This window comes from Brevundimonas vesicularis (genome assembly GCF_014204545.1).
Taxonomy (GTDB): domain Bacteria; phylum Pseudomonadota; class Alphaproteobacteria; order Caulobacterales; family Caulobacteraceae; genus Brevundimonas; species Brevundimonas vesicularis_B.
Window position 1 is genome coordinate 54,336 of sequence record NZ_JACHLJ010000002.1, and the last position, 23,101, is coordinate 77,436.

Annotated in this window: 16 protein-coding genes and 1 tRNA gene; 10 read left to right on the plus strand and 7 right to left on the minus strand. The window is 64.6% G+C overall.

Features of this window, described 5'->3' with window-relative positions:
• Position 1 precedes the first annotated feature (1 nt).
• The 5 genes from HNP47_RS08390 to HNP47_RS08410 all read right to left on the minus strand — a co-directional run bounded on the left by HNP47_RS08390 (position 2) and on the right by HNP47_RS08410 (position 9,763).
• Positions 2-3,097, minus strand: coding sequence for a TonB-dependent receptor (locus HNP47_RS08390; RefSeq protein ID WP_184279192.1), 3,096 nt, complete (start codon positions 3,095-3,097; stop codon positions 2-4).
• A 213-nt stretch (positions 3,098-3,310) separates the two neighbouring features.
• Complete coding sequence (locus HNP47_RS08395; protein ID WP_260394749.1) at positions 3,311-4,822, minus strand: tryptophan halogenase family protein; 1,512 nt, start codon at positions 4,820-4,822, stop codon at positions 3,311-3,313.
• 271 nt (positions 4,823-5,093) lie between these two features.
• Complete coding sequence (locus tag HNP47_RS08400; RefSeq protein ID WP_184279193.1) at positions 5,094-6,218, minus strand: osmoprotectant NAGGN system M42 family peptidase; 1,125 nt, start codon at positions 6,216-6,218, stop codon at positions 5,094-5,096.
• A gap of 10 nt (positions 6,219-6,228) precedes the next feature.
• A complete protein-coding gene (gene ngg, locus HNP47_RS08405) occupies positions 6,229-7,998 on the minus strand; it encodes an N-acetylglutaminylglutamine synthetase (RefSeq protein WP_184279194.1) in 1,770 nt (589 codons plus the stop codon).
• Positions 7,988-9,763 (minus strand): N-acetylglutaminylglutamine amidotransferase, encoded by a 1,776-nt coding sequence (locus HNP47_RS08410; protein WP_184279195.1) that lies wholly within the window; start codon positions 9,761-9,763, stop codon positions 7,988-7,990. The genes ngg and HNP47_RS08410 overlap by 11 nt, the downstream gene beginning before the upstream one ends.
• 65 nt (positions 9,764-9,828) lie before the next feature.
• Here HNP47_RS08410 and HNP47_RS08415 point away from each other — a divergent pair, with 65 nt between their 5' ends.
• Positions 9,829-10,341, plus strand: a complete 513-nt coding sequence (locus HNP47_RS08415; RefSeq protein WP_184279196.1) for a MarR family winged helix-turn-helix transcriptional regulator — start codon at positions 9,829-9,831, stop codon at positions 10,339-10,341.
• Positions 10,342-10,427: 86 nt separating this feature from the next.
• On the opposite strand, the gene HNP47_RS08420 is transcribed toward HNP47_RS08415, so the two are convergent.
• Positions 10,428-12,203, minus strand: a complete 1,776-nt coding sequence (locus tag HNP47_RS08420) for an SLC13 family permease (RefSeq protein ID WP_184279197.1) — start codon at positions 12,201-12,203, stop codon at positions 10,428-10,430.
• A 395-nt stretch (positions 12,204-12,598) separates the two neighbouring features.
• Here HNP47_RS08420 and HNP47_RS08425 point away from each other — a divergent pair, with 395 nt between their 5' ends.
• The 5 genes from HNP47_RS08425 to HNP47_RS08445 all read left to right on the plus strand — a co-directional run bounded on the left by HNP47_RS08425 (position 12,599) and on the right by HNP47_RS08445 (position 16,295).
• Positions 12,599-13,312 carry a site-specific DNA-methyltransferase gene (locus HNP47_RS08425; protein WP_221415056.1) on the plus strand — a complete coding sequence of 238 codons (714 nt, stop codon included), beginning with the start codon at positions 12,599-12,601 and terminating at the stop codon, positions 13,310-13,312.
• Positions 13,313-13,379: 67 nt separating this feature from the next.
• Entirely contained in the window at positions 13,380-13,796 is a 417-nt protein-coding gene (locus HNP47_RS08430) for a DUF5681 domain-containing protein (protein WP_184279198.1), read from the plus strand.
• Between the two features lie 206 nt (positions 13,797-14,002).
• On the plus strand, positions 14,003-14,260 hold the full coding sequence (locus HNP47_RS08435; RefSeq protein WP_184279199.1) for a DUF3489 domain-containing protein: 258 nt from the start codon (positions 14,003-14,005) through the stop codon (positions 14,258-14,260).
• Positions 14,257-14,682: a DUF2924 domain-containing protein gene (locus HNP47_RS08440; RefSeq protein ID WP_184279200.1), complete on the plus strand. Its 426-nt coding sequence runs from the start codon at positions 14,257-14,259 to the stop codon at positions 14,680-14,682. Before HNP47_RS08435 ends, HNP47_RS08440 begins: the two co-directional genes overlap by 4 nt.
• Positions 14,679-16,295, plus strand: coding sequence for a recombinase family protein (locus tag HNP47_RS08445; RefSeq protein ID WP_184279201.1), 1,617 nt, complete (start codon positions 14,679-14,681; stop codon positions 16,293-16,295). The genes HNP47_RS08440 and HNP47_RS08445 overlap by 4 nt, the downstream gene beginning before the upstream one ends.
• Positions 16,296-16,696: 401 nt before the next feature.
• Here HNP47_RS08445 and HNP47_RS08450 read toward each other — a convergent pair.
• Positions 16,697-16,786 (minus strand) — tRNA-Ser (locus HNP47_RS08450).
• Between the two features lie 139 nt (positions 16,787-16,925).
• On the opposite strand from HNP47_RS08450, the gene msrA reads away from it, so the two are divergent.
• The 4 genes from msrA (at position 16,926) to mdoH (ending at position 23,022) form a co-directional block, all read left to right on the plus strand.
• Positions 16,926-17,576: a peptide-methionine (S)-S-oxide reductase MsrA gene (gene msrA, locus HNP47_RS08455; RefSeq protein WP_184279202.1), complete on the plus strand. Its 651-nt coding sequence runs from the start codon at positions 16,926-16,928 to the stop codon at positions 17,574-17,576.
• 71 nt (positions 17,577-17,647) lie between these two features.
• Positions 17,648-18,970 (plus strand): VOC family protein, encoded by a 1,323-nt coding sequence (locus HNP47_RS08460; protein WP_184279203.1) that lies wholly within the window; start codon positions 17,648-17,650, stop codon positions 18,968-18,970.
• Positions 18,971-19,056: 86 nt separating this feature from the next.
• The gene (locus HNP47_RS08465) at positions 19,057-20,904 is read left to right on the plus strand and encodes an acyltransferase family protein (protein ID WP_311770059.1); all 1,848 of its coding nucleotides are present in this window, start codon (positions 19,057-19,059) and stop codon (positions 20,902-20,904) included.
• 153 nt (positions 20,905-21,057) lie between these two features.
• Positions 21,058-23,022 carry a glucans biosynthesis glucosyltransferase MdoH gene (mdoH, locus tag HNP47_RS08470; protein ID WP_184279205.1) on the plus strand — a complete coding sequence of 655 codons (1,965 nt, stop codon included), beginning with the start codon at positions 21,058-21,060 and terminating at the stop codon, positions 23,020-23,022.
• The last annotated feature ends 79 nt before the right edge of the window (positions 23,023-23,101 follow it).

Here is a 23,101-nt window from a genome sequence, read left to right on the forward strand (position 1 = left end):
TTTAGAAGGTGTAGCGCAGGCTGAACGTCACGCGACGGTCGCTGCGGAAGTAGGAGCGCGGGGCCAGCGGGCCGGCCTGGTTCGCGCCGTTCAGGTTGTACGACGTCTGCTGCTCCGTGACGGTGACCTCGTCCAGCAGGTTGGCGCCATCCAGGCCGATCTTCCAGTTGTCGTTCAGGGTGTAGAAGATCGAACCGTCAAGCTGCCCTGTCGAGTCGTTGAAGATCGGCGAGAACGGGTTCACGTCGTCGCGCGGCGTCAGCAGGAAGCCGTTGCGCCAGTTGTAGGCCAGACGCGCCGACAGACGATCCCGCTCGTAGAAGACCGAGAAGTTGTAGGTGTGCTTCGACAGCTGCTGCAACGGCAGCTCCAGACCCACATAGCGCGGCTCGGTCACAGCATTGGGGAAGGTCGAAGGCTCGACGTAGGTGTAGTTCGCCTCGATACCCAGCCCGCTCCACAGGCCTGGCAGGAAGCTGTAGGTCTGCTGATAACCAACCTCGAAGCCCTTGATCCAGCCGGACCCGATATTGACCTGCTGGTTGACCTGAGCGTCGGCGGAGACACCCTGCGCGTTGCTAAACTGCTGGACGGTCGAGCCGCTGGCCAGGATGTCCGACAGGTCCTTGTAGAAGGCGTTGAAGGTCACCGAGCTGCCCGGCTTGAAATACCATTCCACGCCCAGATCATAGTTCCATGAGCGGACGCCCGTCAGCTGCGATCCGCCGGTGAAGGTGGTCAGCAGCGGGGCGGTGTTGACGTCGCCGCCATTGTCCCGGACCTGGTTCATGTCGGTGTAGAACAAGGTGGCGGCGAAGGCCGTCACGCCAAAGTCCGGGCGCGTCATGGCGCGCGACACGGCCCCGCGGAACACCCATTCCTTGTACTTCAGATTGACGTTCAGGCTGGGCAGCCAGTCGTCGTAGCTGTTGCCGCGCTCGACCTCTTGGAAGCTGCCGTCGCTGAAGGCGACCAGCTGGTTCAGACGGTCGTTCGACAGCAGGCAATAGCCCGGCGCCGACTGACCCGGCTGGATGGTCGAGCAACGGAACTGCGCGATCGCGGCCGCATTGGCCTGGGTCACCGGAATGTTCTGACCAGGGAAGCGCGGGTCGAAACCGTTCGCATCACCGAAGTTCTGCGCGATGTTGGGGCTGGAGATGAAGCCGCGCGTCTGGAAGTCAGTCTTGGCGTAGCGAACACCCAGGTTGCCGGTGACGGCGGTGTCCGGACCGAAGACATCATCCCAGCCGAAGTCGAACCGGACGTAGGCGGAGGTAGTCTGTTCGGCCGAGTTGTTGATATCGCCCGGCAGGAAGGGCGTGCCGGCGATGGCGCCCGGACGCTGATCCAACGGACGCCACGTCGAGCCCGAGCTGCTTGCTGCAGCCAAGGCCGCCTGCAGCGTGCCGTCCCGATAGGCCGTCATAAGATCGGCTGTCGGGTAAAAACCTTTCATCGGCGTCGGATTGTGGCCGCGCTGGAAGTTGGGGAAGTCATACGCTTCGACGGCGAGCGGACCTGTGGTCTGGAACGGCGTGACGCCGCCAGCCCAGCTTTCGGAAATCGCACCCCAGTTGTAGGCGGTATAGCGACGCGTCTGCTCGCGGTCCGAATAGCGCGCGCCCATGCGGATGGCGCGCAGCGGCGAGTTGTCGAAATCGTATTTGACGTCGGCCTTGAACGCGGACTGATCGCCGTCCGACTGTTCGATGTGGTCCATCGCCGAACGATAGTAGAAGTTCGACGGGTCGTTTGTGCTGGCCGACGGCTGGCCCGACGCGTCCACGAACTGGATGTCCGGCACGCCGTGACTTCCTTCGCCGATCAAGGTGTAGAGCGGCGTGATGGCGCCATAGACGGTCATGTCCAGATCGTCGGCGCTGGCCTTGCTGTACTGTGCATCCAGCCAGATCGACAGGCGATCGGTCGGATGGAATTCAGCGGCCAGGGAGAAGTCTTCGGTCAGGGTTTGCAGATCGCGCTGACGCTTGGGCAGGACCTGCAGGTTCGGCGAATCGCTGACCAGCAGACCGCTCGTGAAGACGCCGTTGGAATCATAGGTGAACGACTGGCCCGGCAGGGGGGTGGGGTTGCCGCCGCTGCCCAGATCCACTTCGACCACGCGCTCGCCCCAGGCCGAGGTCGAGTCAGCGCGAATGTATTCGCCGGTCAGCTTGGCGCGGCCGTCGGTGGATTCCCATTGCAGCGAGCCGTCCAGGGTCGAACGCGAACGGTCGAACTGCTGGGTCCGCACCGCGCCGCCGCGCGGCACATAGCGACGATCGTTGCCGTTCGACAGATCGGAACGGTAGGTGAAGTCGGTGAGGTGGCTGCCGTAAGCTTCGGAATAGAGGTCGGACTCGCCATAGCTCAGCAGGGCGCCGAACGAACCGTACTGGGTGTCCCAGACGTTGCTGATCAGGGACGAGAAGCCCAGGCCCGGCTTTTCGCGTAGGTCGCCATACGACCCTTCGGCCGTCGCGCCGAAGACGAACTTGCGGCTGTCGAACGCCTTGCGGGTGCGCAGATCGACGACCCCGGCGATGCCGCCTTCGATCCGGTCAGCCGTCGCGTTTTTGAACACCTGCACGCTCGACAGAAGTTCCGGTGACACGTCGTTGAAGCCCAGGGCGCGGCCCGTGTTCACGCTGAAGGCGTCGCGGCCGTTGAATTCCGAGCGGACGTAGGACAGGCCGCGAATGATGACGTTGGAACCTTCGACCGAGAAGTGGTCGGGGTCGGTCGGGCCCTGGAAGCGGTTGATGTTCACGCCGGGGATGCGCTGCAGCACCTCGTTAACCGACTTGTCCGGCAGGGCGCCGATGTCGTCGGCAGTCACGGCATCGACAAAGGTGTCGGAGTCGCGCTTGATCGCCTGAGAGGATGCGATCCGCGCGCGGATGCCGGTGACGACGACGTCGTCGACCTGCGCCGCATCGTCCGTGGTCGGGGCAGTCGTCTGCGGCGCCGGTGTCGATTGGGCGTGGGCGGCGGTTGCGCCAACGACGGCGACCGTCAACGCCAGGGCGGACACGGAACGGCGCAGCCCGCGAGCGGCGGGCGCATAGCCGGCTTGGAACATCTCTGACTTCACTTCTGATCCCCCCGAGGACGGTTCAGCCCGTCACAATCGTTTCGGCGGCCTTGATCGACCGTCCGCGAGCGTGTTGGACTACCGATTGACAGCGATGTCAACGCCTCGCGACAAAGTCGCCGTGTTTTCGATCGGCGGGGTCAGAAGCGGTGCGCGCACACCATTGCGACGGACGCGAGTCTGATGACACGGCTTGCAGGCGGCAGGTCCGCCTCAAAACGCCTTACGATTCATCGTCGTCGTCAGGACATCTTCGTGCGTCGGCAGGGCTTCGGCCGTGCGCCAGATGCTGTCACGGATCGCCGACAGCCGTCCCAGATTGGCGTCATGATTGATGACGTCGGAAATCGGGTGACGCCCTTGCGGCGTCAGCCCCTGCCCCACCGCGACCGCCAGCCAGCTCGACTCGGAAAAGATGTCGTGGTCGCGCCTGACGATCCGACCCGTATCCTCGAACAGGGCGATCTTGGCCGCCAGCCTGTCCGGGATCGGCATGTCGCGCACCTGGCTCCAAAACGGTCCCGCTCGCTGGTTGACCTTGTAGTGCAGGATCAGGAAATCGCGGACCGTGACGAATTCCTCCTCCATCAACCCGTTGAACTCGAGGCGAAGGCCCTCGCTGTCTTTGTGCGACGGAAACAGGGTGATCAGCTTGGTGATGGCGCTCTGAATCAGGTGAATGCTGGTCGATTCAAGGGGCTCGAGGAATCCGCTCGACAATCCGACCGCCACGCAGTTGCGCTTCCAACATTCTCGCCGCCGTCCTGTGGCGAACCGCAGACGACGCGGCTCGGCCAGAGCCTTGCCCTCCAACCGCGACATCAGCGCGTCCTCGGCCTCCTGATGCGAGATGTGCGCCGAGGAATAGACGTAGCCGTTGCCCACCCGGTGTTGCAGCGGAATGCGCCACTGCCACCCAGCCTCGCGCGCCGTCGACCGCGTGTAGGGCGATAAGGGCTCCTCGCGCTCGCACGGCACGGCGACAGCGCTGTCACAGTGAAGCCAGTTGGTCCAGTCCTCATAGCCGGACGTCAACGCCTGCTCGATCAGAAGGCCGACGAAGCCGGTGCAATCGATGAAGAAGTCCCCTTCGACGATCCGGCCGTCGTCCAGCCTTACGCCCGTGATGTCGCCATCCGCCGCCTGCTGGACCTCGACCACCCGCCCCTCATGCCGAACGACGCCCAACCCTTCTGCGAAGCGGCGCAGGAAGGCCGCATAGAGCGCCGCATCGAAATGATAGGCGTAGCCCAAGCTGGACAATGGCGACTGCGGCCCGCCCTGCGGATGCACAAAACGGCCACGGCGCGCGGCCTGCCAGGCCATGGAGTAGGTTTCCAGCGGCTCCGACCGGCCTTCGGCGCAGGCCTTCAGCCAGAAATGATGAAAGGCGATGCCTTCCATATCCAGCCCGAAGGCGCCGAACGGATGGAAATAGCGCTCACCCTCGCGTCGCCAACCGTCGAACTCGATCCCCAGCTTGAACGTGGCCTTGGTCTCACGCAGGAAGTCCGCCTCGTCGATCCCCAAGCGCGCGTTGAACTTCAGGATCTCCGGGATCGTCGCCTCGCCCACCCCGATAATGCCGATGGCCTCGGATTCGACCAATGTCACGATCTTGCCGGCGCCCTCTAACGCCTGCGCCAGCGCCGCCGCCGCCATCCATCCCGCGGTCCCGCCGCCGACAACGACGATGCGATCTATGATTGAGGATGAGTCAGCCAAGTTGCACCTCGGTCACGATTGTCGGGCTTGATTGGGGATCCACCAATGGCATTAGCTTGTTCCTTGGCCGAGGTGGCGCGGAATCGATCGTCATACTCGTTGGGTCTATGTGATCAGCCATTTTCTAGATTGGCGCTAGGCGCAACGCCCTACCCTTCATCACTCACCCAGGTCGGCGATGCGCCATGAGCGGACATGTCGAACGCTGCCACAAGCCGACATTCATTACGTAAGTTGAGGCGGGCTGGGCGAATGAGCGATCACCCAAGCACTAGTCCACCTCGTCGCCCACAGGTTGGTGTGTGAAGCCGTTCGCCCCGCTCAGCGATTTGGCGTCACGGCTGATTTCGACATCGCTTTCGGCATAGGCGATCAGCAGGCGCGACAGGTCTTCAAGCGCGCTTTCGTGGATGCGTTCATAGCCGTGGCTGGCGTCGATGCCGAAGGTGACCAAGGCCGTCCGGATGTCGGCGCCAGCTTCCAGGGCCGAGGCCGAGTCCGAGCGATAGTATCGGAAGACGTCCTTCTGGTGCGGGATGTCGTGGTCGCGGGCCAGTTGAACCAGTTTGCGTGACAGGTGCCAGTCGAAGGGGCCTGTCTGGTCGGCCATGGCTATGGTGACGCCGAACTCCGAAGAGTTCTGACCCGGTGCGGTCGTGCCATTGTCGACCGTCACCATAGCGGCAACATCCGGAATCAGCACCGACGAGGCTCCCAGCCCGACCTCCTCGGCGATCGTGAACAGCCACCAGGTATCGACCGTCGGTTTGCGATCTTCGCGGATCATGCATTCCAGCGCAGCCAAAAGGGTAGCGACGCCCGCCTTGTCGTCCAGATGGCGTGAGACGATGAAGCCAGTATCGATGAACTCGGGCTGCGGGTCGATGGCGACGATGTCGCCGACATCCACGCCCAAGGCCAAGGTGTCTTCGCGGCCGTGGGTCACGGCGTCGATGCGCAGCTCGACCTGGCGCCAGTTCACGGGCTGGGTGTCCACCTCCTCGTTGAAGGTGTGGCCCGACGCCTTCAACGGCAGGATGGTCCCGCGATAGAGGCCGCCCTCCGAGAAGATCGTCGCGCGCGCGCCCTCGGCGAAGCGCGAGGACCAGTGGCCGATGGGCACGAGCTCCAGCCGGCCGTTGTCCTTGACCGCCTTGACCTGGGCGCCCAGCGTGTCGACGTGGGCCACGAAGGCGCGCGCCGGCTTCGGCGACCGGCCCGGCAGGCGCGCACGGATCGCGCCGCGCCGCGTCAGCTCGTAATCGACGCCCAGACGCCCCAGCTCACGGCATAGCAGCCAGACGGCCTCGTCGGTGTAGCCGGTCGGGCTGGGCGTGTTCAGCAGTTCGGCCAGGCGGGTCTTCAGATAGTCGAGGTCGATCGCGGGACGGGCCAAGGAGCCTCCTTCAGGCTTCGGGTCTCGGGGCTGTCCGGGCCGACGTCGGCGCGGACAGGGGGAACAGCAGGTCGATGAAGCGCTCGGCCGTCGGCTGGGGTTCGTGGTTGGCCAGGCCGGGGCGCTCATTGGCTTCGATGAAGGCGTAGTCGGGTTCACGCGGCGACTTCACCATCAGGTCGACGCCCGTGACCGGGATATCGATGGCGCGGGCGGCGGCGACGGCGGCGCGGATCAGCGCGGGATGCACCTCTTCCGTCACGTCATGGATGGTGCCGCCCAGATGCAGGTTGGCGGCCTTGCGAACCAGGATCTCCTCACCATCCGGCGCTACGTCGTCGAGGCGATAGCCGGCTTCGGCCAGGGTGCGTTCCGTCTCGGCGTCGATAGGGATGGTGGATTCCCCGCCGGTGGCGGCGGCGCGACGACGGCTTTGGTGTTCGACAAGGGCGCGCAAGGTCGAGCGCCCGTCGCCGACGACGCGCGGCGGACGACGCAGGGCGCAGGCGACGACCTTGTAGTCGATCACCACCAGCCGCAGGTCCTCGCCCTGAACCTGTTCCTCGATCAGAACCTCGGAACAGATGCGGCGCGCCCGGACCAGAGCCGTCTGGACCTCGCTCATCGTCGTCAGGCCAACCGCGACGCCTTGCCCCTGCTCGCCGCGCGCCGGTTTGACGACCAAGGCGCCGAACTTGGTCAGCGCCGCATCGATGGCCGACGGGCTTTCGGGATCGATCCTCTCGGGAACGCGCACGCCGGCCGCCTCGACGATGCGTCGCGTCATCCGCTTGTCGTCGCAGATGCTGAGCGCCACGGCCGAGGTCAGCTCCGACAGACTTTCGCGGCATCGGACCGACCGGCCGCCCCAGTTCAGGCGAAACAGCCCGCCCTCACCATCGATGATCTCCGTATGGATGCCGCGCCGACGCGCCTCGTCGACGATGATCCGGGCATAGGGGTTCAGGTTGTGGTCGTCGGTCGGGCCGACGAACAGGGCCTCGTTGATCGGGTTCTTGCGCTTGACCCCGAAGAAGGAGACGCGACAGAAGCCCAGCTTTTCGTACAGGGCGATGGCCTGGTCGTTGTCGTGCATGACCGACAGGTCCATGTGCGCCAGACCTTGGGTTTTGAAGTATTCTGCCAGACGCCGAACCAGGGCCTCGCCGACGCCCGGCTGGGTCGCTTGGGGATCGACCGCCAAGCACCATAACGAAGAGCCGCATTCCGGATCATGAAAGGCGCGGGCGTGGTTGACGCCGGTCACGGTGCCGATCACAGCCCCGGTCACAGTATCCTCGGCGACGAAATAGGTCAGGGTCCGGTCGTCCCGATGCGACCAGAAGAAGTCAGGCGGAACGGGCACCATCTTGCGCTTGGCGTAGATGTCGTTGACCGCCTGCGCATCCGTTTCCGACGCCAGCCGGCGCACGGTGAAGCCTCGGGGCTGACGGCGGCTGGCGCGATAGGTGGCCAGTTCCAGCCGATAGGTGTGCGACGGATCCAGGAACAGCTCCTGAGGCGCTGACGCCAGTAGGACGTGAGGATTGCGAACATAGAAGGCGATGTCGCGCCGGTCGGGCCCCTCGGCGCGCAGGGCCTCGACCAGCGGCTCGGCCGTCTCGAAGGTCTGGGCGAACAGCAGCCGCCCCCAGCCGCAGTCCAGAACGGCGTCCGGAGTCGGTCCGTCCCCGGACTGCACCGGAGGCTTCAGGCCCTCGTGCCGCAGACGTTTTAGCCGATGCGCCTTTGATCGCTCGGGGCGGATATCAGACGCCATGCTGCTGCATCCACATTTCCAGGACTGCGACCTGCCAGAGTTCGGAGCCGCGAAGGGGTGTGATGTGCTCAGTGGGATTGGCGAACAGGGTGTCCAGATAGCCCCGGTCGAACAGGCCACGATCGCGCGCCGCCTGATTAGTCAGGGCCTTGCGGACCATGTCCAGATACGGACCCTGGATGTATTTCAGCGCCGGAACGGGGAAATAGCCCTTCTTGCGGTCGATCACCTCGGACGGGATCACCAGACGGGCGGCCTCCTTCAGCACGCCCTTGCCGCCCTGGGCCAGCTTGTGCTCCGGCGGGATGCGGCCGGCCAGTTCGACTAGTTCATGGTCCAGGAAGGGCACCCGCGCCTCCAGACCCCAGGCCATGGTCATGTTGTCGACCCGCTTCACCGGGTCGTCCACCAGCATCACTTGGCTGTCCAGACGCAGGGCCTGGTCGACCGGGGTCGCCGCGCGGCCTTGGGCGAAATGGGCCTCGACCAGGGCGCGGCTGACGTCGGTGTCCGCCATGTATGCGCCGTTCAGCTGGGTCTTCAGCGTCGCGTGACTGCGGTCGAAGAAGGCCTTGGCGTAGGCTTCGACCGGATCAGTCGCGTCCAGCATCGGCGGGTACCAGTGATAGCCGGCGAACACCTCGTCCGCCCCCTGGCCCGACTGCACCACCTTGATGTGTTTCGAGACTTCCTGGCTCAACAGATAGAAGCCCACGTTGTCGTAACTGACCATCGGCTCGGACATTGCGCCGATGGTCCCCGGCAGGGCCTCCATCAGCCGCTGATGCGGCACGAAGATCTGGTGGTGCTTGGTGCCATAGTGTTTGGCGATCAGGTCGGAATAGACGAACTCGTCGCCCTTCTCGCCATTGGCCTCTTCGAAACCGACGGAGAAGGTCATCAGATCCTTCTGACCCAGTTCGGCCAGCAGACCGACGATCAGGCTGGAGTCCACCCCGCCCGACAGCAGCACGCCCACCGGCACATCGGCGACCATGCGGCGCTTCACCGCCTCGCGCAGGCTGTCCAAGACCCGGTCACGCCAGTCCTCGGCCGTCAGAGCCGCGTCCTCGGCGTGGCGGGTCATGTCGGGCTGCCAGTAGAGGCGGTCTGTGGCCTTTCCGTCCGCCTCGATAACGCGGATGGTGGCCGGCGGGAACTTCTTGACGCCCTTCAGGATGGTGTGCGGCGGCGGCACCACCGCATGGAAGGTCATGTAGTGGTGCAGGCCGACGGGATCGATGGTCTTGTCCATGTCGCCCGCCGCCAGCAGGGCCGGCAGGGTCGAGGCGAACCGCAGACGCTGGCCCTGTTCGGCCAGATACAGGGGCTTGATGCCGAAACGGTCGCGAGCGATCACGGTGCGGCCGGTGTCGCGCTCATGCAGCACGAAGGCGAACATGCCCTTGAATCGCTCGACGCAGGCTTCGCCCCACGCCTTCCAGGCCTTGATGATGACCTCGGTATCGCCGTGCGAGAAGAAGCGGAACCCCATCCCCTGCAACTCTTCGCGCAGTTCGGGATAGTTGTAGATGCAGCCGTTGAACGCCAGGGTCACGCCCAGGTCAGGGTCCACCATCGGCTGCTGAGCTTTCTCACTCAGGTCGATGATCTTCAAACGGCGGTGACCCAGCCCCACCGAGCCGCGCATCACAATGCCGGAGCCATCCGGTCCACGGGGCGAGAGCGCATCGGTCATGCGTTGAACGGCGCCGGCATCGGCCGGTCGTCCGTCGAAATTGATCTCGCCGCTAAGACCGCACATGGGTCCTCCTTGAATTGTGGAAGCAGCGGGTACAAATGGTTAGGACACGAAAGAGTTCAACCCGAATGGCCGATATTTCCCATGAGCCAGGCCCTGACGCGGCGGTTGACGCCACCGTATCCCTTGTCCGGTCGGTCCGACGCATCGCTCAGGCGATCGATGTTCGGTCTCGAGAAATCTCACGCCTGACCGGGCTGACGCTGCCGCAGCTCCTCGTGCTGCAATCCATCCGCGCATTGGGCGAAGTCAGCACCAGCGTCATATCGCGGGACGTCTCCATGTCGGCGCCGACCGTCGTCGCCGTGCTGGACAAGCTCGAAGCGAAGGGCATGGCCGCCCGCTATCGCTCCACCGTGGATCGCCGCGTCGTCCATGTGCGTTTGACCGACGCGGGGCGGCAGGCATTGCAGACGTCCCCGGGCCTGCTCGGCGACGGCTTTCTCGCCGCCTTGGCTGAACTTCCACACAGCGAACGACTGGCGATGGCTGAAGCTGTCGAACGCCTCGCAGTTTTGATGCAGCCTCGCGACTCTCACGCCTCTTTGAAGCCGCATTATCAGGCTGTCAGGCCCTCATAAGCGGCTCGGGATGTCGAGCCGGCGAACAGCCGGAAACGGTGATCCTGACCTGTCTGTTCCAACGCTATCTTCTGACCTCGAGCCAATCAAAGAGGCCAAAACAGCAAGATGAGCGAGGGCCCCGTGACCAGAACGAGCGCGCTCAAAGGCGCGCCCAGTCTGGGATAATCAGAAAACTTATAGCCGCCAGGTCCCATGACCAGCGTGTTGCACTGGTGACCGATGGGCGTCAGGAAGTCGCACGCGGCGCCGACCGCGACCGCCATCAAGAATGGATCCGGATTGTAGCCAAGCTGCTTGGCCAGCGTCGCTCCGATCGGGGCGACGATCAGAACGGTCGCCGCATTGTTCAGGAAGGGCGTGACCGCCATTGAGGCGAGCATGACGCCGGTGATCGCGACAATGCCCGGCAAGCCTGTGAACACGTGGCGAAGCAGTCCCGCGATCAGGTCGGACCCACCCGTGGATTGGATCGCGTCTGAGACGGGAATGAGGGCTGCGATCAAAACGAGCAGGGGTCCATCGAGGGCGGCATAGGCCTCACGCATCTTCAAGCCGCCCAATGCAACGATGACGACGGCGGCGCCGAAGAAGGCGACGGCGACTGGAACCAGGCCGAGGCCAACGAGCGTCATCGCGCACGCAAGAACAACAGCCGGCATGAACCGTCTGCGCACGCTCCCGAGTTGAACCTGACGCTCCGCCAGGGGGAGCAGATCCAGCGCCTTCAGCGCGACCGGCAGCGCCTGTTCGGCGCCTTGAAGCAGGATGATGTCGCCGGGCGCCAGCTTTGCCGTCCGTAGATGCTGGGTGAGTTGAAAGCCGCTTCGCGACACGCCCAGCAGATTGATCCCGTGCTGGCCGTAAAGATCCGAGCTTCGAACAGACTGCCCTTGCAGCGGGGAGTTTCGGCCGATCACCGCCTCCACGATTGCGATCTCCTCGGATGCGGTCGCCATCGGAACGGGGCGATCATCACGGATGAGGTTCATCTGAGCCCGACTGACGAAACCCTCCAGCGCCTGCTGCTCGCCCTCGATCAGCAACGCGTCACCCGCCTTGACGACGACATTACCTCTGGGATTCAGCCGCCGTTTCCCTGAACGGATCAGCGCCATGATCTTGACCTCGCCATCGCCGAGGGCGCCGAGAGCGGACACGGTCATGGATCCCGGAGCCCAGCCTTCAGGCGCCCTGACTTCCGTGGCATAGGCGTTGGCGGCCAATGCCGCGCTCAGGGATGTCGCGCCCTGTCGATCGCGGGGCAACAGGCGATAGCCGAACGCCAAAAACGCCAGGGCGATCAGGGTAAGCGCTAGGCCCACTGGTGCGTAGTCAAACATGGCGAAGGGTTCGCCGACGATGCTCTGGCGCACTTCGGCGACGATGATGTTCGGGGCGGTCCCGACCAGGGTGACCATGCCGCCCGCCATGGCGCCAAAAGCCATCGGCATCAGGAGCCGCGCGGGAGACGACTTCGTCTGGCGCGCCACCTGAAGCGCCACCGGCATCATGATCGCCAAGGCTCCGACATTCTTCGTCGCCATGGAAAGCAACGTCACAGCGCCGGTCAGGACCGGGACCTGGGAGCGCTCAGTCTTGAGAAGCGGCATCACCCGCCGCATCGCGAGTTCAATGACCCCCGATCGGGCGAAGGCGGCCGAAACGATCAGCGCGCAGGCGATGATGACGGTGACGTCGTTTTTGAAACCGTCAAATGCAGCCTCGGCGGGGATGATGCCGATCGCCAATCCTGCAACCAACGCGACGACCGCGACCAGGTCGTAACGAAACCTACCCCAGATGAAGGCGCCGATTGTCAGCCCGACAAGGCCAAAGGCCAGTCCCTGTTGAAACGTCACTCGCCTAGCGCCCTCGCATGATCAGCACGCAGCCTAGGCTTAACGTTGATAGGCAGCCAGCCCCATGGAGCGGCCGGCGTCAAAAAAGCATTTGCCGTCAATCCTACACAGCGGATGAATCGGCGGGGGCGATGCCCTTAGCCGAGCGGCACAAATCGCCGCCCCTCGCTGTCGCATTAGCGGCTATGCGGGAAGCGGGCTCTTTGAATGTCTGCAATGAGTTAGAAGCGGACATGGCAGCGGCCGTCAGCGCCAACGTCCGCTTCTGCCGCAAAACCGTCATCCGCCTCCGGCTAGATCCCGCAGTCAGCTAGCGCCTGATTAAGTTCCGGGCCCAAGGCGGCTTCGCCCGCTGTTGATGCAGCGTTGGCTCCTAGCGTGCGATAGATTACGCGGTGGAGACCTATGCGATCCTGATGGACGGCGAGGAGGCGGGCGTTGCCTTCGCGGATCCCCCTTATAACGTCCCCATCGCCGGGCATGTTTCTGGCCTGGGTCAGACCAAACACCGCGAGTTCGCCATGGGCGTGGGGGAGATGACCAGTGAGGAGTTCACCACCTTCCTGGCTCGCGCGCTTATCCAGATGATCAGAGCTTCCCGGCGAGGTGCGGTCCACTTCCAATGCATAGACTGGCGCCATGCCAAAGAGATGATTTCGGCCGGAGAGGCGGTCTACAGCGAGCTGAAGAACATCTGCGTCTGGACAAAGACCAATGGCGGCATGGGGTCGCTCTATCGCTCCGCCCACGAGTTGGTCTTCGTTTGGAAGGTCGGAAACGCGCCTCATATCAACAATGTCGAACTGGGCAAGAATGGCCGGTATCGCACCAATGTCTGGTCTTATCCCGGCGCCAACAGTTTCAGCGCGACCCGGGACGAAGACCTGGCCAGCCATCCCACGGTCAAGCCGGTGACTATGGTCATGGACGCCATCTTGGACTGTTCGCACCGTGGCGACATCGTGTTGGACGCCTTCGCCGGTTCCGGCACCACATTGGTGGCGGCGCATCGGACAGGCCGTCGAGGCTATGGGGTGGAGATTGATCCGATCTACTGCGATCTGATCGTCCGCCGTCTCCCATGGCGACCAAATCTGAACCGATCTTGATCGGAGACGGCCGCACGTTCACCGAGATCGCCGCCGAACGGGCTGCTCAACCCGTGGAGGCTGGATCATGAGCCACTACGAGGTCGGCAAGGGCAGACCGCCTAAACACGCCCAGTTCAAGAAGGGTCGATCCGGAAATCCACGCGGTCGGCCTCGCCGGCTGCCGCGCGCCGAGATCGAAAGCCAGATCGGCAAGGACATGCGCGAGATTATGCGCACTACCCGAACCGTTGGAGGCAAGACCGTCACCATGCAGCAGGCTCTGCTGATGGTGGCCGTCAACCAGGCCCTTCAGGGCAAGGTCGGGCACATGAAGCAGGTCATCGAACTGCTCAGATTTTCCTACCGAGACAATCAGGCCAGGAAGCCGAATCTAGAACTGCTCGATGGGCTGAACGTGGATATGGTGATGCGAGATCCGAAGCTACGCGAGTTGTGGACGTCCATTCTCGCCAACCTTGCCAAGCTGTCGAAGACCGACTGACGTGCTTGGGCGGCCGGTCTACATCGGCCGGCCGCCCAAAGTTTCCCCTGACCCGACTTATCCGAGACGGCTGAGCCCTGACGTTCCGCCCCGTCGCACAATCCATTGGACAAGCTTTGGAATAGGAGCGTTAGTCAGCATGTCACGCCCGGTAATCCGGGCTCGTCTCAGTAGGGTGCTGAGGCCCGTGACCCGAGACGAATACCATGCCGAACAACAAGCCGATCAAGACCGCCTCCACGGCCGAGCCCATCCCGCGCGTCTCCAAGCTGGATCAACTGATCACAGTCCTGCGACACCCGCGTGGCGCGTCCATGCAGGCGATGATGGCTGTGACCGGCTGGCAGGCCCATTCGGTTCGCGGCGCCATCGCCGGAGCGCTCAAGCGCAAAGGTCATGCGGTCCTGAGCGAGAAGGCTGAGGGCGAACGTCGCTGGCGGATCGTCGAGGGAGCGAGTCAATGACCCTCTCCTATGACCTTTTGGCCTTGAGATCGATGACGATCTCACAGCTCCGATCCGCGTGGGCCAAAAAGTTCGGCGACGCGCCGCCGCAGCTCCAGTCCAAGGATTTGATGCGGCGGGTATTCGCCGAACGACTTCAGACCGAGGCCGAAGGCAGCGACGTCAGCCTGGACAAAACACTCCGGCAGATCGCGGCGCGCCACCGCCCCAGCCGCCGGACAGTTCCGCGCACGGCCACGTTCAAGACTGGCTCGCGACTTGAGCGTCAGTGGCAGGGAGAGGCCCATCAGGTGGATGTCGTCGCGGGAGGCTTTGACTGGAGAGGCCGACGCTTCAAAAGCCTCTCCCAAGTGGCGCGTGAGATCACCGGCGTGCGATGGAACGGACCGCGGTTCTTTGGTCTTCGAGACGCGAAACAATGAGCGTCCAGGGCCGTACGGTTCGCTGCGCCATCTACACCCGCAAAAGCACGGAAGAGGGCCTGGAGCAGGACTACAACTCCCTTCATGCCCAGCGCGACGCCTGCGCCGCCTACGTGTCGTCGCAAACTGGTGAAGGTTGGACCCTGCTTCCTGAAATCTATGACGACGGCGGCTTTAGCGGCGGCAACATGGATCGCCCGGCTTTGAAACGGCTGATGGCGGAGATCGAGGCCGGCCGGATTGATGTGGTCGTGGTCTACAAGGTGGATAGGCTGACACGCTCCTTGCCAGACTTCTCCAAGATCGTGGAAGTGCTGGACAAGGCTGGAGCCAGCTTCGTCAGCGTGACCCAGGCGTTCAACACCACCACCTCAATGGGCCGGCTGACCCTGAACGTGCTGCTGTCGTTCGCCCAGTTCGAGCGGGAGGTCACCGGCGAGCGCATCCGAGACAAGATCGCAGCCTCCAAGAAGAAGGGGCTTTGGATGGGTGGCCGGCCTATTCTTGGCTACGACCCCGACAGCCGAACATTGAAGATCAACGCCGAGGAGGCTCCGGTCATCCGCTGGATGTTCACCCGGTATCTGGAACTGCGCTCAGCCAACCGGCTGGTTCAAGAGTTGGCCGAGAAAGGCGTTGTCACCAAGCGTTGGACGAGCAGGGCCGGCGAGCCCCAAGGCGGCTTGCCGATCGAGCGTGGCGGCGCCTACCACATGCTGCGCAATCCCATCTATGTCGGCGACATTCCGCACAAAGACCTAGTGTATCCTGGCCAGCATCCCGGTCTGATCGATCGAGAGACCTTTGATGCGGTCCAAGCGCTTCTAGACACAACGAGGCGCACCCGTAAGCCTGCCAAGCCGCGGCCCGCACACACAGGCGCGCCGTTAACCGGGCTGATGTTCGACAGCGTCGGCAATGTGATGTCGCCGGTCAGTTCGCCCAGGAAGGGTGGGGCCACCTATCGATACTATGTCTCGACGGCCCTACAGAAGGGATCTCCTCGGAAGGCTGGGCTTCATCCGCGGATATCCGCTCCCGTCATTGAAAGCGCTGTAGAAACGGCCTTGAAGCCGCTGTTCCCTGGCGTGGTCATTCCGGATTGGGCGATCATGCGCGACGTGATCGCGCGGATCGAAATACTGCGGGAAGAAGCCCTCATCATACTGGATACGCAACGCTGCATCGAAATGATCGACACGCCGTCTGGCCGACTGGTCTTTCAGCACTTGGAGCGTCGAGGCGATGCCCCAATCCTCCGACTATCTGTCGCGACCACCCGTCGAGGCGCTGTTTCAATCGCCGGACCAGGCGGCAGTCCAGCGATCCATGCGCCAAAAATGGATCCCGCGCTCAGCGCGGCACTGGTCCGGGCCGAAGCTTGGAAGGCCAAGTTGCTGAGCGGACGGTCAGCCAATCTGGCCGAAATTGCAGAAGCCGAGGGCGTGACCCTCACCTATGTGACAAGGGTCCTGCGTGTCGCCTTCCTGGCCCCAGACCTGAAGCGAGCCATCTTGGACGGCGCGCAATCTGACCGGCTGACTTTGGAAGACGTCATGCGTAACGATCTGGTGTTGGATTGGTCCGAACAGCGACGCCGTTACGTCGCCTAAATCTCCGCTGCCAAACAATAGCTGCCGCGATCAGACCTCTGATCGGCGGCTTTTCGTTCGCTGATAGCCGGCATTACTTTCCCTGATATACCGTATTGGCTTCCCTGTTATCCGAGCTAACCATTTCTGCTAGCCGCGCCTCTAAGCTACGGAACTCTCACGGAAACGCGGCAGGGATAGCCCGAGAGACGGCAGGGGCAGATGCCAACTTCCGGATATCAGGGAAACAGCGAAAGTGCACCGCCTTCCGCCAAACGGAGACAGGCGGCCTTAGGGCACCCAATTTGGCGATGAATCAGGCACGCAGAGACCGACGCGGTGTCTCTGCGTTCGCACAAAGCTCGGTAATGAGGCGAATATTCGCGACGACGATCTGCACCGGCGTGTAGCGCTGGAGAGCGTGGCGGACAGAGAGGGATTCGAACCCTCGGTAGGCTTTCACCTACACACGCTTTCCAAGCGTGCGCGATCGACCACTCCGCCACCTGTCCGTTTCACGCTGCGTCTTGCGCGCCGCCGGAGGTCGATCCGGCGGGAGGCGGGCCTGATAGAACACCCTCGCCCCCTCGGCAAGCGCATCTCGCATCCCCATATGGACTTCAACGCCATTTTCCGATGAGAGAGCCGCAAATGCTGTTCAAGAAGACTGCCGAAATGCCCACGCCCGAGACCGCCCTGCCCGGCCGCGCCGAGCCGCTGGACACCGATGTGAACCACTATGTCAGCGGCAACCCGCTGAAGGGGCCCTATCCCGACGGTTTCCAGACCGCCATCTTCGGCATGGGCTGTTTCTGGGGCGTGGAGCGCATCTTCTGGCAGTTGCCGGGCGTCTGGGTGACTTCGGCCGGCTATTCCGGCGGGATTACGCCCAACCCGACCTATGAGGAGACCTGCACCGGCCGGACGGGTCATACCGAGGTGGTCAAGGTCGTGTTCGACCCGAGCGTCATCACCTATGCCGAACTGCTCAAGGCCTTCTGGGAGAACCACGACCCGACCCAGGGCATGCGCCAGGGCAACGACATCGGCACCACCTATCGCTCGGCCATCTACACGCTGAACGCCGAGCAGCAGGCCGAGGCAGAAGCCTCTCGCGACGCCTATCAGGCCGCCCTGACCCAGGCCGGGCGCGGGACGATCACCACTGAGATCGAGCCGGCCGGCGACTATTTCTACGCCGAGGGTTATCACCAGGGCTATCTGGCCAAGAACCCGGCTGGATACTGCGGCATCGGCGGGACCGGCGTGGTCTGCCCGATTGGGGTCGGCGTCGACGCCTGACCCCTGCGACGGCCGCCGGGTTTCAACCGGCGGCCAGTCGGCCTATGGATCGGCGAAAAATGGGAGCGCTCATGTCCGCCTTCGTCCATCCTGACGAGATCCGCAGCCGGTTTTCGGCCGCCCTGTCCGCCATGTACCGGGCCGAGGTGCCGCAATACGGCGACCTGCTGACGCTGGTGGCCGACATCAACGCCCAAGCGATCAAGGCCGATGCGAGCGGGGCAGACCGGCTGGCGGCGTCGGGCGAACTGGCGCGATTGTCGGAGGAGCGCCACGGCGCCATCCGCGTCGGCACGGCCGACGAACTGGCCACGATCGCGCGCGCCTTTGCGGTCATGGGGATGGCGCCGGTCAGCTATTACAACCTGGCGCCGGCCGGGGTGCCGGTCCATTCCACCGCCTTCCGCCCCGTCGATCCGGCGGCCCTGGCGCGTAATCCGTTCCGGGTCTTCACGTCGCTGCTGCGGCTGGAACTGATCGAGGACGAAGCCCTGCGCGAGGAAGCCGCAGCGACCCTGGCCCGCCGCGACATCTTCACCCCCGGCGCGCGCGAGCTGATCGAGACGGCGCAGGCCGCCGGCGGTCTGGACGAGGCTCAGGCCGATCGTTTCGTGTCCGAACTGCTGGAGACCTTCCGCTGGCACGCCCAGGCGACCGTCAGCGCCGAAACCTACGAACGGCTGGTCGCCGCCCACCGTCTGATCGCCGATGTGGTCAGTTTCAAGGGGCCGCACATCAACCACCTGACGCCGCGCACGCTGGATATCGACGCGGCCCAGGCCGCCATGCCCGCACGCGGCATCAGCCCGAAGGAAACCATCGAGGGTCCGCCCGCCCGCGCCTGTCCGATCCTGCTGCGCCAGACCAGCTTCAAGGCGTTGCAAGAGGCGATCACCTTCCCGGGCGCCGACGGCCCCACGGCGGGCGCCCACACCGCCCGCTTCGGCGAGATCGAACAGCGTGGCTGCGCCCTGACCCCCGCCGGTCGCGCCCTGTACGACGAGGCCCTGGCGAAGAAGGACTTCTCCGCCCTGCCCGACGACTGGGACGCGCTGCGCCGCGCCGACCTGGCCTGGTTCCGTTATCGCCCCACGCCTGAGGGGCTCGCCGCCCGCGCCGAGACCGCCGACTTGGACGCCCTGATCGCAGCGGGCCACGTCGTCGCCGAACCCATCACCTACGAAGACTTCCTGCCCGTCAGCGCCGCCGGCATCTTCCAGTCCAACCTGGGGTCGGAGGCCCGCGCGACCGCCTACGCCGTCGATCCCGCCAAGGCCGATTTCGAACAGGCGCTGGGTCGCCCCGTCCAAGACGAGATGGCCCTGTACCGCGCCGAACAGGACGCCTCGATCACAGCGACGCTTAAGGCCTTGGGCCTGCCGGAGACGCTCTAGTCCGTTCGCCAGCATGCGGGGCTGGCGGCGCCCCGCGTCCATCCGGCGTCTTGCCTGATGCGCAGACGCGGATCATAGACGCGGCCGTGAACCCATCCGCTTCCCCGACCCAGCGCCGTTATGATCTCGACTGGATCCGGGTCGGCGCCTTCGGCCTGCTGATCCTGTATCATGTCGGCCTGGTTTACGGGGTCTATGACTGGCACATCCACAGCGCCCACACCTTCGAGTGGATGCGCGAGGCGATCCTGGTCACCAATCCCTGGCGGCTGACCCTGCTTTTTCTGGTGTCCGGCGCCGCCCTGCGATTCATGACCTTCCGGCGCACCCCGCGCGAGGTCGCCCACGCCCGGTTCGAGCGGCTGGTTCCGCCCCTGATCTTCGGCGCCCTGGTTCTGGTGCCGATCCAGTCCTGGATCGAGTCGATGGACAAGGGCGGCTGGCCCGGCGGCGTCGCCGGCTTCGTCGCCTGGCTGGGTCATGAGTTCGGCTGGAGCGGCCTCGCCGACGGCGTGCCGGTCAACCATCTGTGGTTCATCGTCTATATCGCCGTCTACAGCCTGGTCGCCGTCGTCCTGTGGCGTCAGCCCGGCCTGATCGACCGACTGGGCAATGGGTTGGAAAAGGCGCTGACAGGCCCGCGCCTTCTTATCCTGCCGATCCTCTATCTGTTCGCCATTCGGCTGCTGATCTTCCCTTGGTTCGGCCTGACCAACACCCTGCAAAACGACTGGTACAATCACGCCCTGTCGCTGGTCGCCTTCCTGTTCGGCTTCAGCATCGTCGGCCGCGAGAGCCTGTGGCGCACGATGGAGCGCTATCGCTGGATCGCCTTGGCCCTGGCGGCCGTCGCCCTGCCGATCATGATGGTCCAGGTCTGGCATCCCGGCGCACGGGCCTTCTGGGGCGTGCCCAAGGCCGCCGTTTACGGCATCGACCAATGGGCGGTGATCGTCGCCATCCTGGGCTTCGGCTATCGCCATCTGCGTGACCGAGGCGGCCCTGCGCTCAACTATCTGACCCAGGCCACCTTCCCCCTCTATCTGGCGCACCAGACGGTGCTGGTCGCGGCCGTCTGGATCATCCGCCCGGCGAACCTTCCCGCGCCGGTCGAACTGCTGTCCCTGATCGCCGTCACCTTCGTCGGCAGCCTGGCGATCTATGAGGTCGTCCGGCGCATCCCGGCTATTCGCCCGCTGTGGGGGCTGAAGCCGCTGGACGGCCGACCCTGGCCGCTGGACCTTCGGGCCCTGCTGAAGCCGCAGCTTCGCTATCACCGCCGTCGTCGCCTGCTGGGCGTCGGCGTCGCAGCCCCGCTTCTGGCCCTGACAGTCGTCGCCGTGGCCATCCTGGCTTACCCCGGCTTCAACAATGCCACCCAGTATCTCAGCGAACTGGGCGGGGCGACGGCCAAGGCGCCGATCATCTTCAACGGCGGGGTCTTCGTCGCCGGCGTCATGGCTGGGCTGGCGGGGATCGGCTTCGGTCTGGCCATCTACGCCCTGACCGGCGCGCGGGTCGCGGCTTGGGTCATCGCTATCGTCTTCATCCTGGCCGGCGGCGGCATGTCGGCCTCGACCCTGTGGCCCTGGCCCGATCCACGCCACATGGTCATCAACCTGGCCTTGGGCATCCAGTTGGCGCCGATGCTGCTGCTGTGGGGGCTGGCCAAACGCCGCGACCTGCCGCGCCTGAAGCTTTTCCTTGTCGTCACCTTCGTCGTCATGGCGATCCTGACGGTTCTGACCAAGCACCTCGTCTTCCCCGGCACGGTCAACGACGCCAACGTCGGCTGGTGGGAGCGTCTCTACGCTATCGTCCTGGTCTGCTGGGTAGGGGTTGCGGCCTGGGTCCTGGATCGTAAACTGCTGTCGGTGGCCACGGAGTCGCCGCACGGCCGCCCGGCTTCCGCCCCGTTCAACGTTCCGGCCTGACTTCACCCCCACATTTTTTGGTTTCATCAACATTGCGTGATTGAAAATCGCGCGAATGTGATCGATTATGCAGGTCGTGTTGCAGTGCAGCACTCCGCGTCGTCCCCAGCCCTCGGGACGACATCCGGTTCACTCGGGGGCATCCAGAGCGGCATGAACAAGCTGGCGATCCGGCCTGTCGAACAGGCTGATATCGAGACGACGATCCACGGCGCGCAAACGCCGAGCTGGTCGTGGCTGCCCGACGAGGCGCCGCTGGCCATGCCGGTTCAGTCCCTGTCCGCACCCGACGCCGTCGCCGACGTGACGCCCGCGACCTCGCCGCGCACGGTCGCGACGCGCCGCCTGGCCCTGCTGGCCGGCACCATCGTCCTGACCGGTCTGTCGGCCATCACGCCCTTCTACCTCTATGCCCGCAAGGGTTGGGACGGCACCGAGATCCTGGCCTTCGGCCTGTTCATGGTCTTGATCACCGCCATCTCCTGCTGGTTCGTCAGCGGCCTGATGGGTCTGTTCGTCATGCTGCGCGGCAAGGATCAGGCGGACCTCGCCTTCTCGCCGCATCCGCCGATGCCGCGCACCCGCACCGCCCTGCTGATGCCGCTGTACAACGAGGACGCCCGCTCGTCCTTCGCGCGCCTGTCCCAGATCGATTCCTGCCTGGCGCGTCTGGGCGCCTCGTCGGCCTTCGACATCTTCGTGCTGAGCGACTCGACCAAGGAAGACGCCGCCGCCGCCGAGCGTTCGGTCTTCCAGTCGTTCCGCATGGCCGCCAACTCCAAGGCCTTCTATCGCCGCCGCACCGACAATGCTGAGCGCAAGGCCGGCAACCTGGCCGAATGGGTCCGTCGTTTCGGCGGCGCCTATGAGAACATGATCGTCCTGGACGCCGACAGCACCATGGCCGGCGAGACCCTGCTGCGCATGGTCGACGCCATGGAGCGCAATCCCGGCGTCGGCCTGATCCAGACCGCTCCGGTCATCATCAAGGCCCGCACCATCTTCGCGCGCGTCTCGCAGTATTCGGTGCGCCTGTATGGCCGCGTCGCCGCTGCCGGCCTGGCCTATTGGACCGGTTCGGAATCCAGCTACTGGGGCCACAACGCCATCATCCGCACGCGCGCCTTCGCCGCCTGCTGTGGCCTGCCGCACCTGAAGGGCAGGAAGCCTTTCGGCGGTCACATCATGAGCCATGACGTCGTCGAGGCCGCCCTGATGCGCCGCGCCGGCTGGGCCGTCCACGTCACCGCCTCGCTGGACGGATCGTGGGAAGAGACCCCGCCGTCGATCACCGACTTCATCCGCCGCGACCACCGCTGGTTCCAGGGCAACCTCCAGCACCTAGGCCTGATCACGGCCAAGGGACTGTCGCCGATGAGCCGCCTACAGCTGCTGATGGGCTGCATGGCCTATCTGTCGTCGCCCCTGTGGCTGGCGTCGCTGATGGTCGGCCTGTTCATCCAGATGTTCTATCCGGTCGACTGGACCAGCTTCTTCTACATTCTGAACCCCCAGTTCACGCCCTTCATGCTGGCCTCATTCCTGTCCGGCGTGCTGCTGATCGGGCCCAAGTTCATGGGCGCCGCCCTGGTCCTCAGCCGTCCGGCCGAGTTGCGCGCCTTCGGCGGCCGTCGCGCCATCGCCAAGGGCATGGCGGCCGAGATCGCCCTGTCGGCCATCCTGGCCCCCATCCTGATGGTCGCCAACACCAAGGCCTTCATCCAGATCGTCTCGGGCCACGACACCGGCTGGTCGACCCAGCAGCGCGAGGCCGACGGCCTGGCCTGGTCCGATGCTTTCCGCGCCATGCGCTGGCAGATGATCGCCGGCGTCGGCTTCCTGATCCCGCTGGCGGTCCGTCCCGACCTGGCCACCTGGTTCGCCCCGATCGTCCTGCCGCTGCTGCTGGCCGCCCCGATCACCGTCTGGACCTCGCGCGTCCGCTCGGGCGACAAGCTGGCTGCCAAGGGCTATCTGGTCACCCCGGTTCAGGACGGCGTCAGCGTCTCGCCGGCCGTCCTGCATACGCCGCGTTCGCCGCTGCGTGCGGTCGCCGGCGGCGTCCTGGCCCCCGTCGCTGCGCCTGCGATGGTCCCGGCCCGCGCGCCAGAGCGGTAATCGACCGATGCGTGGCGGCCACAGTGTCGCCACAACCGTTACAGCAACGCTCGACGTCAATCTCGATCGGCCTCACCCT

Bases quoted from the DNA above. Each gene is read 5' to 3' on its own strand.
- HNP47_RS08430 (WP_184279198.1), top strand. From the start codon at position 13,380: ATGAGCCACTACGAGGTCGGCAAGGGCAGACCGCCTAAACACGCCCAG.
- HNP47_RS08445 (WP_184279201.1), top strand. From the start codon at position 14,679: ATGAGCGTCCAGGGCCGTACGGTTCGCTGCGCCATCTACACCCGCAAA.
- HNP47_RS08410 (WP_184279195.1), bottom strand. From the start codon at position 9,763: ATGTGCGGTCTTAGCGGCGAGATCAATTTCGACGGACGACCGGCCGAT.
- HNP47_RS08415 (WP_184279196.1), top strand. From the start codon at position 9,829: ATGGCCGATATTTCCCATGAGCCAGGCCCTGACGCGGCGGTTGACGCC.
- ngg (WP_184279194.1), bottom strand. From the start codon at position 7,998: ATGGCGTCTGATATCCGCCCCGAGCGATCAAAGGCGCATCGGCTAAAA.
- HNP47_RS08435 (WP_184279199.1), top strand. From the start codon at position 14,003: ATGCCGAACAACAAGCCGATCAAGACCGCCTCCACGGCCGAGCCCATC.
- HNP47_RS08460 (WP_184279203.1), top strand. From the start codon at position 17,648: ATGTCCGCCTTCGTCCATCCTGACGAGATCCGCAGCCGGTTTTCGGCC.
- HNP47_RS08440 (WP_184279200.1), top strand. From the start codon at position 14,257: ATGACCCTCTCCTATGACCTTTTGGCCTTGAGATCGATGACGATCTCA.
- mdoH (WP_184279205.1), top strand. From the start codon at position 21,058: ATGAACAAGCTGGCGATCCGGCCTGTCGAACAGGCTGATATCGAGACG.
- msrA (WP_184279202.1), top strand. From the start codon at position 16,926: ATGCTGTTCAAGAAGACTGCCGAAATGCCCACGCCCGAGACCGCCCTG.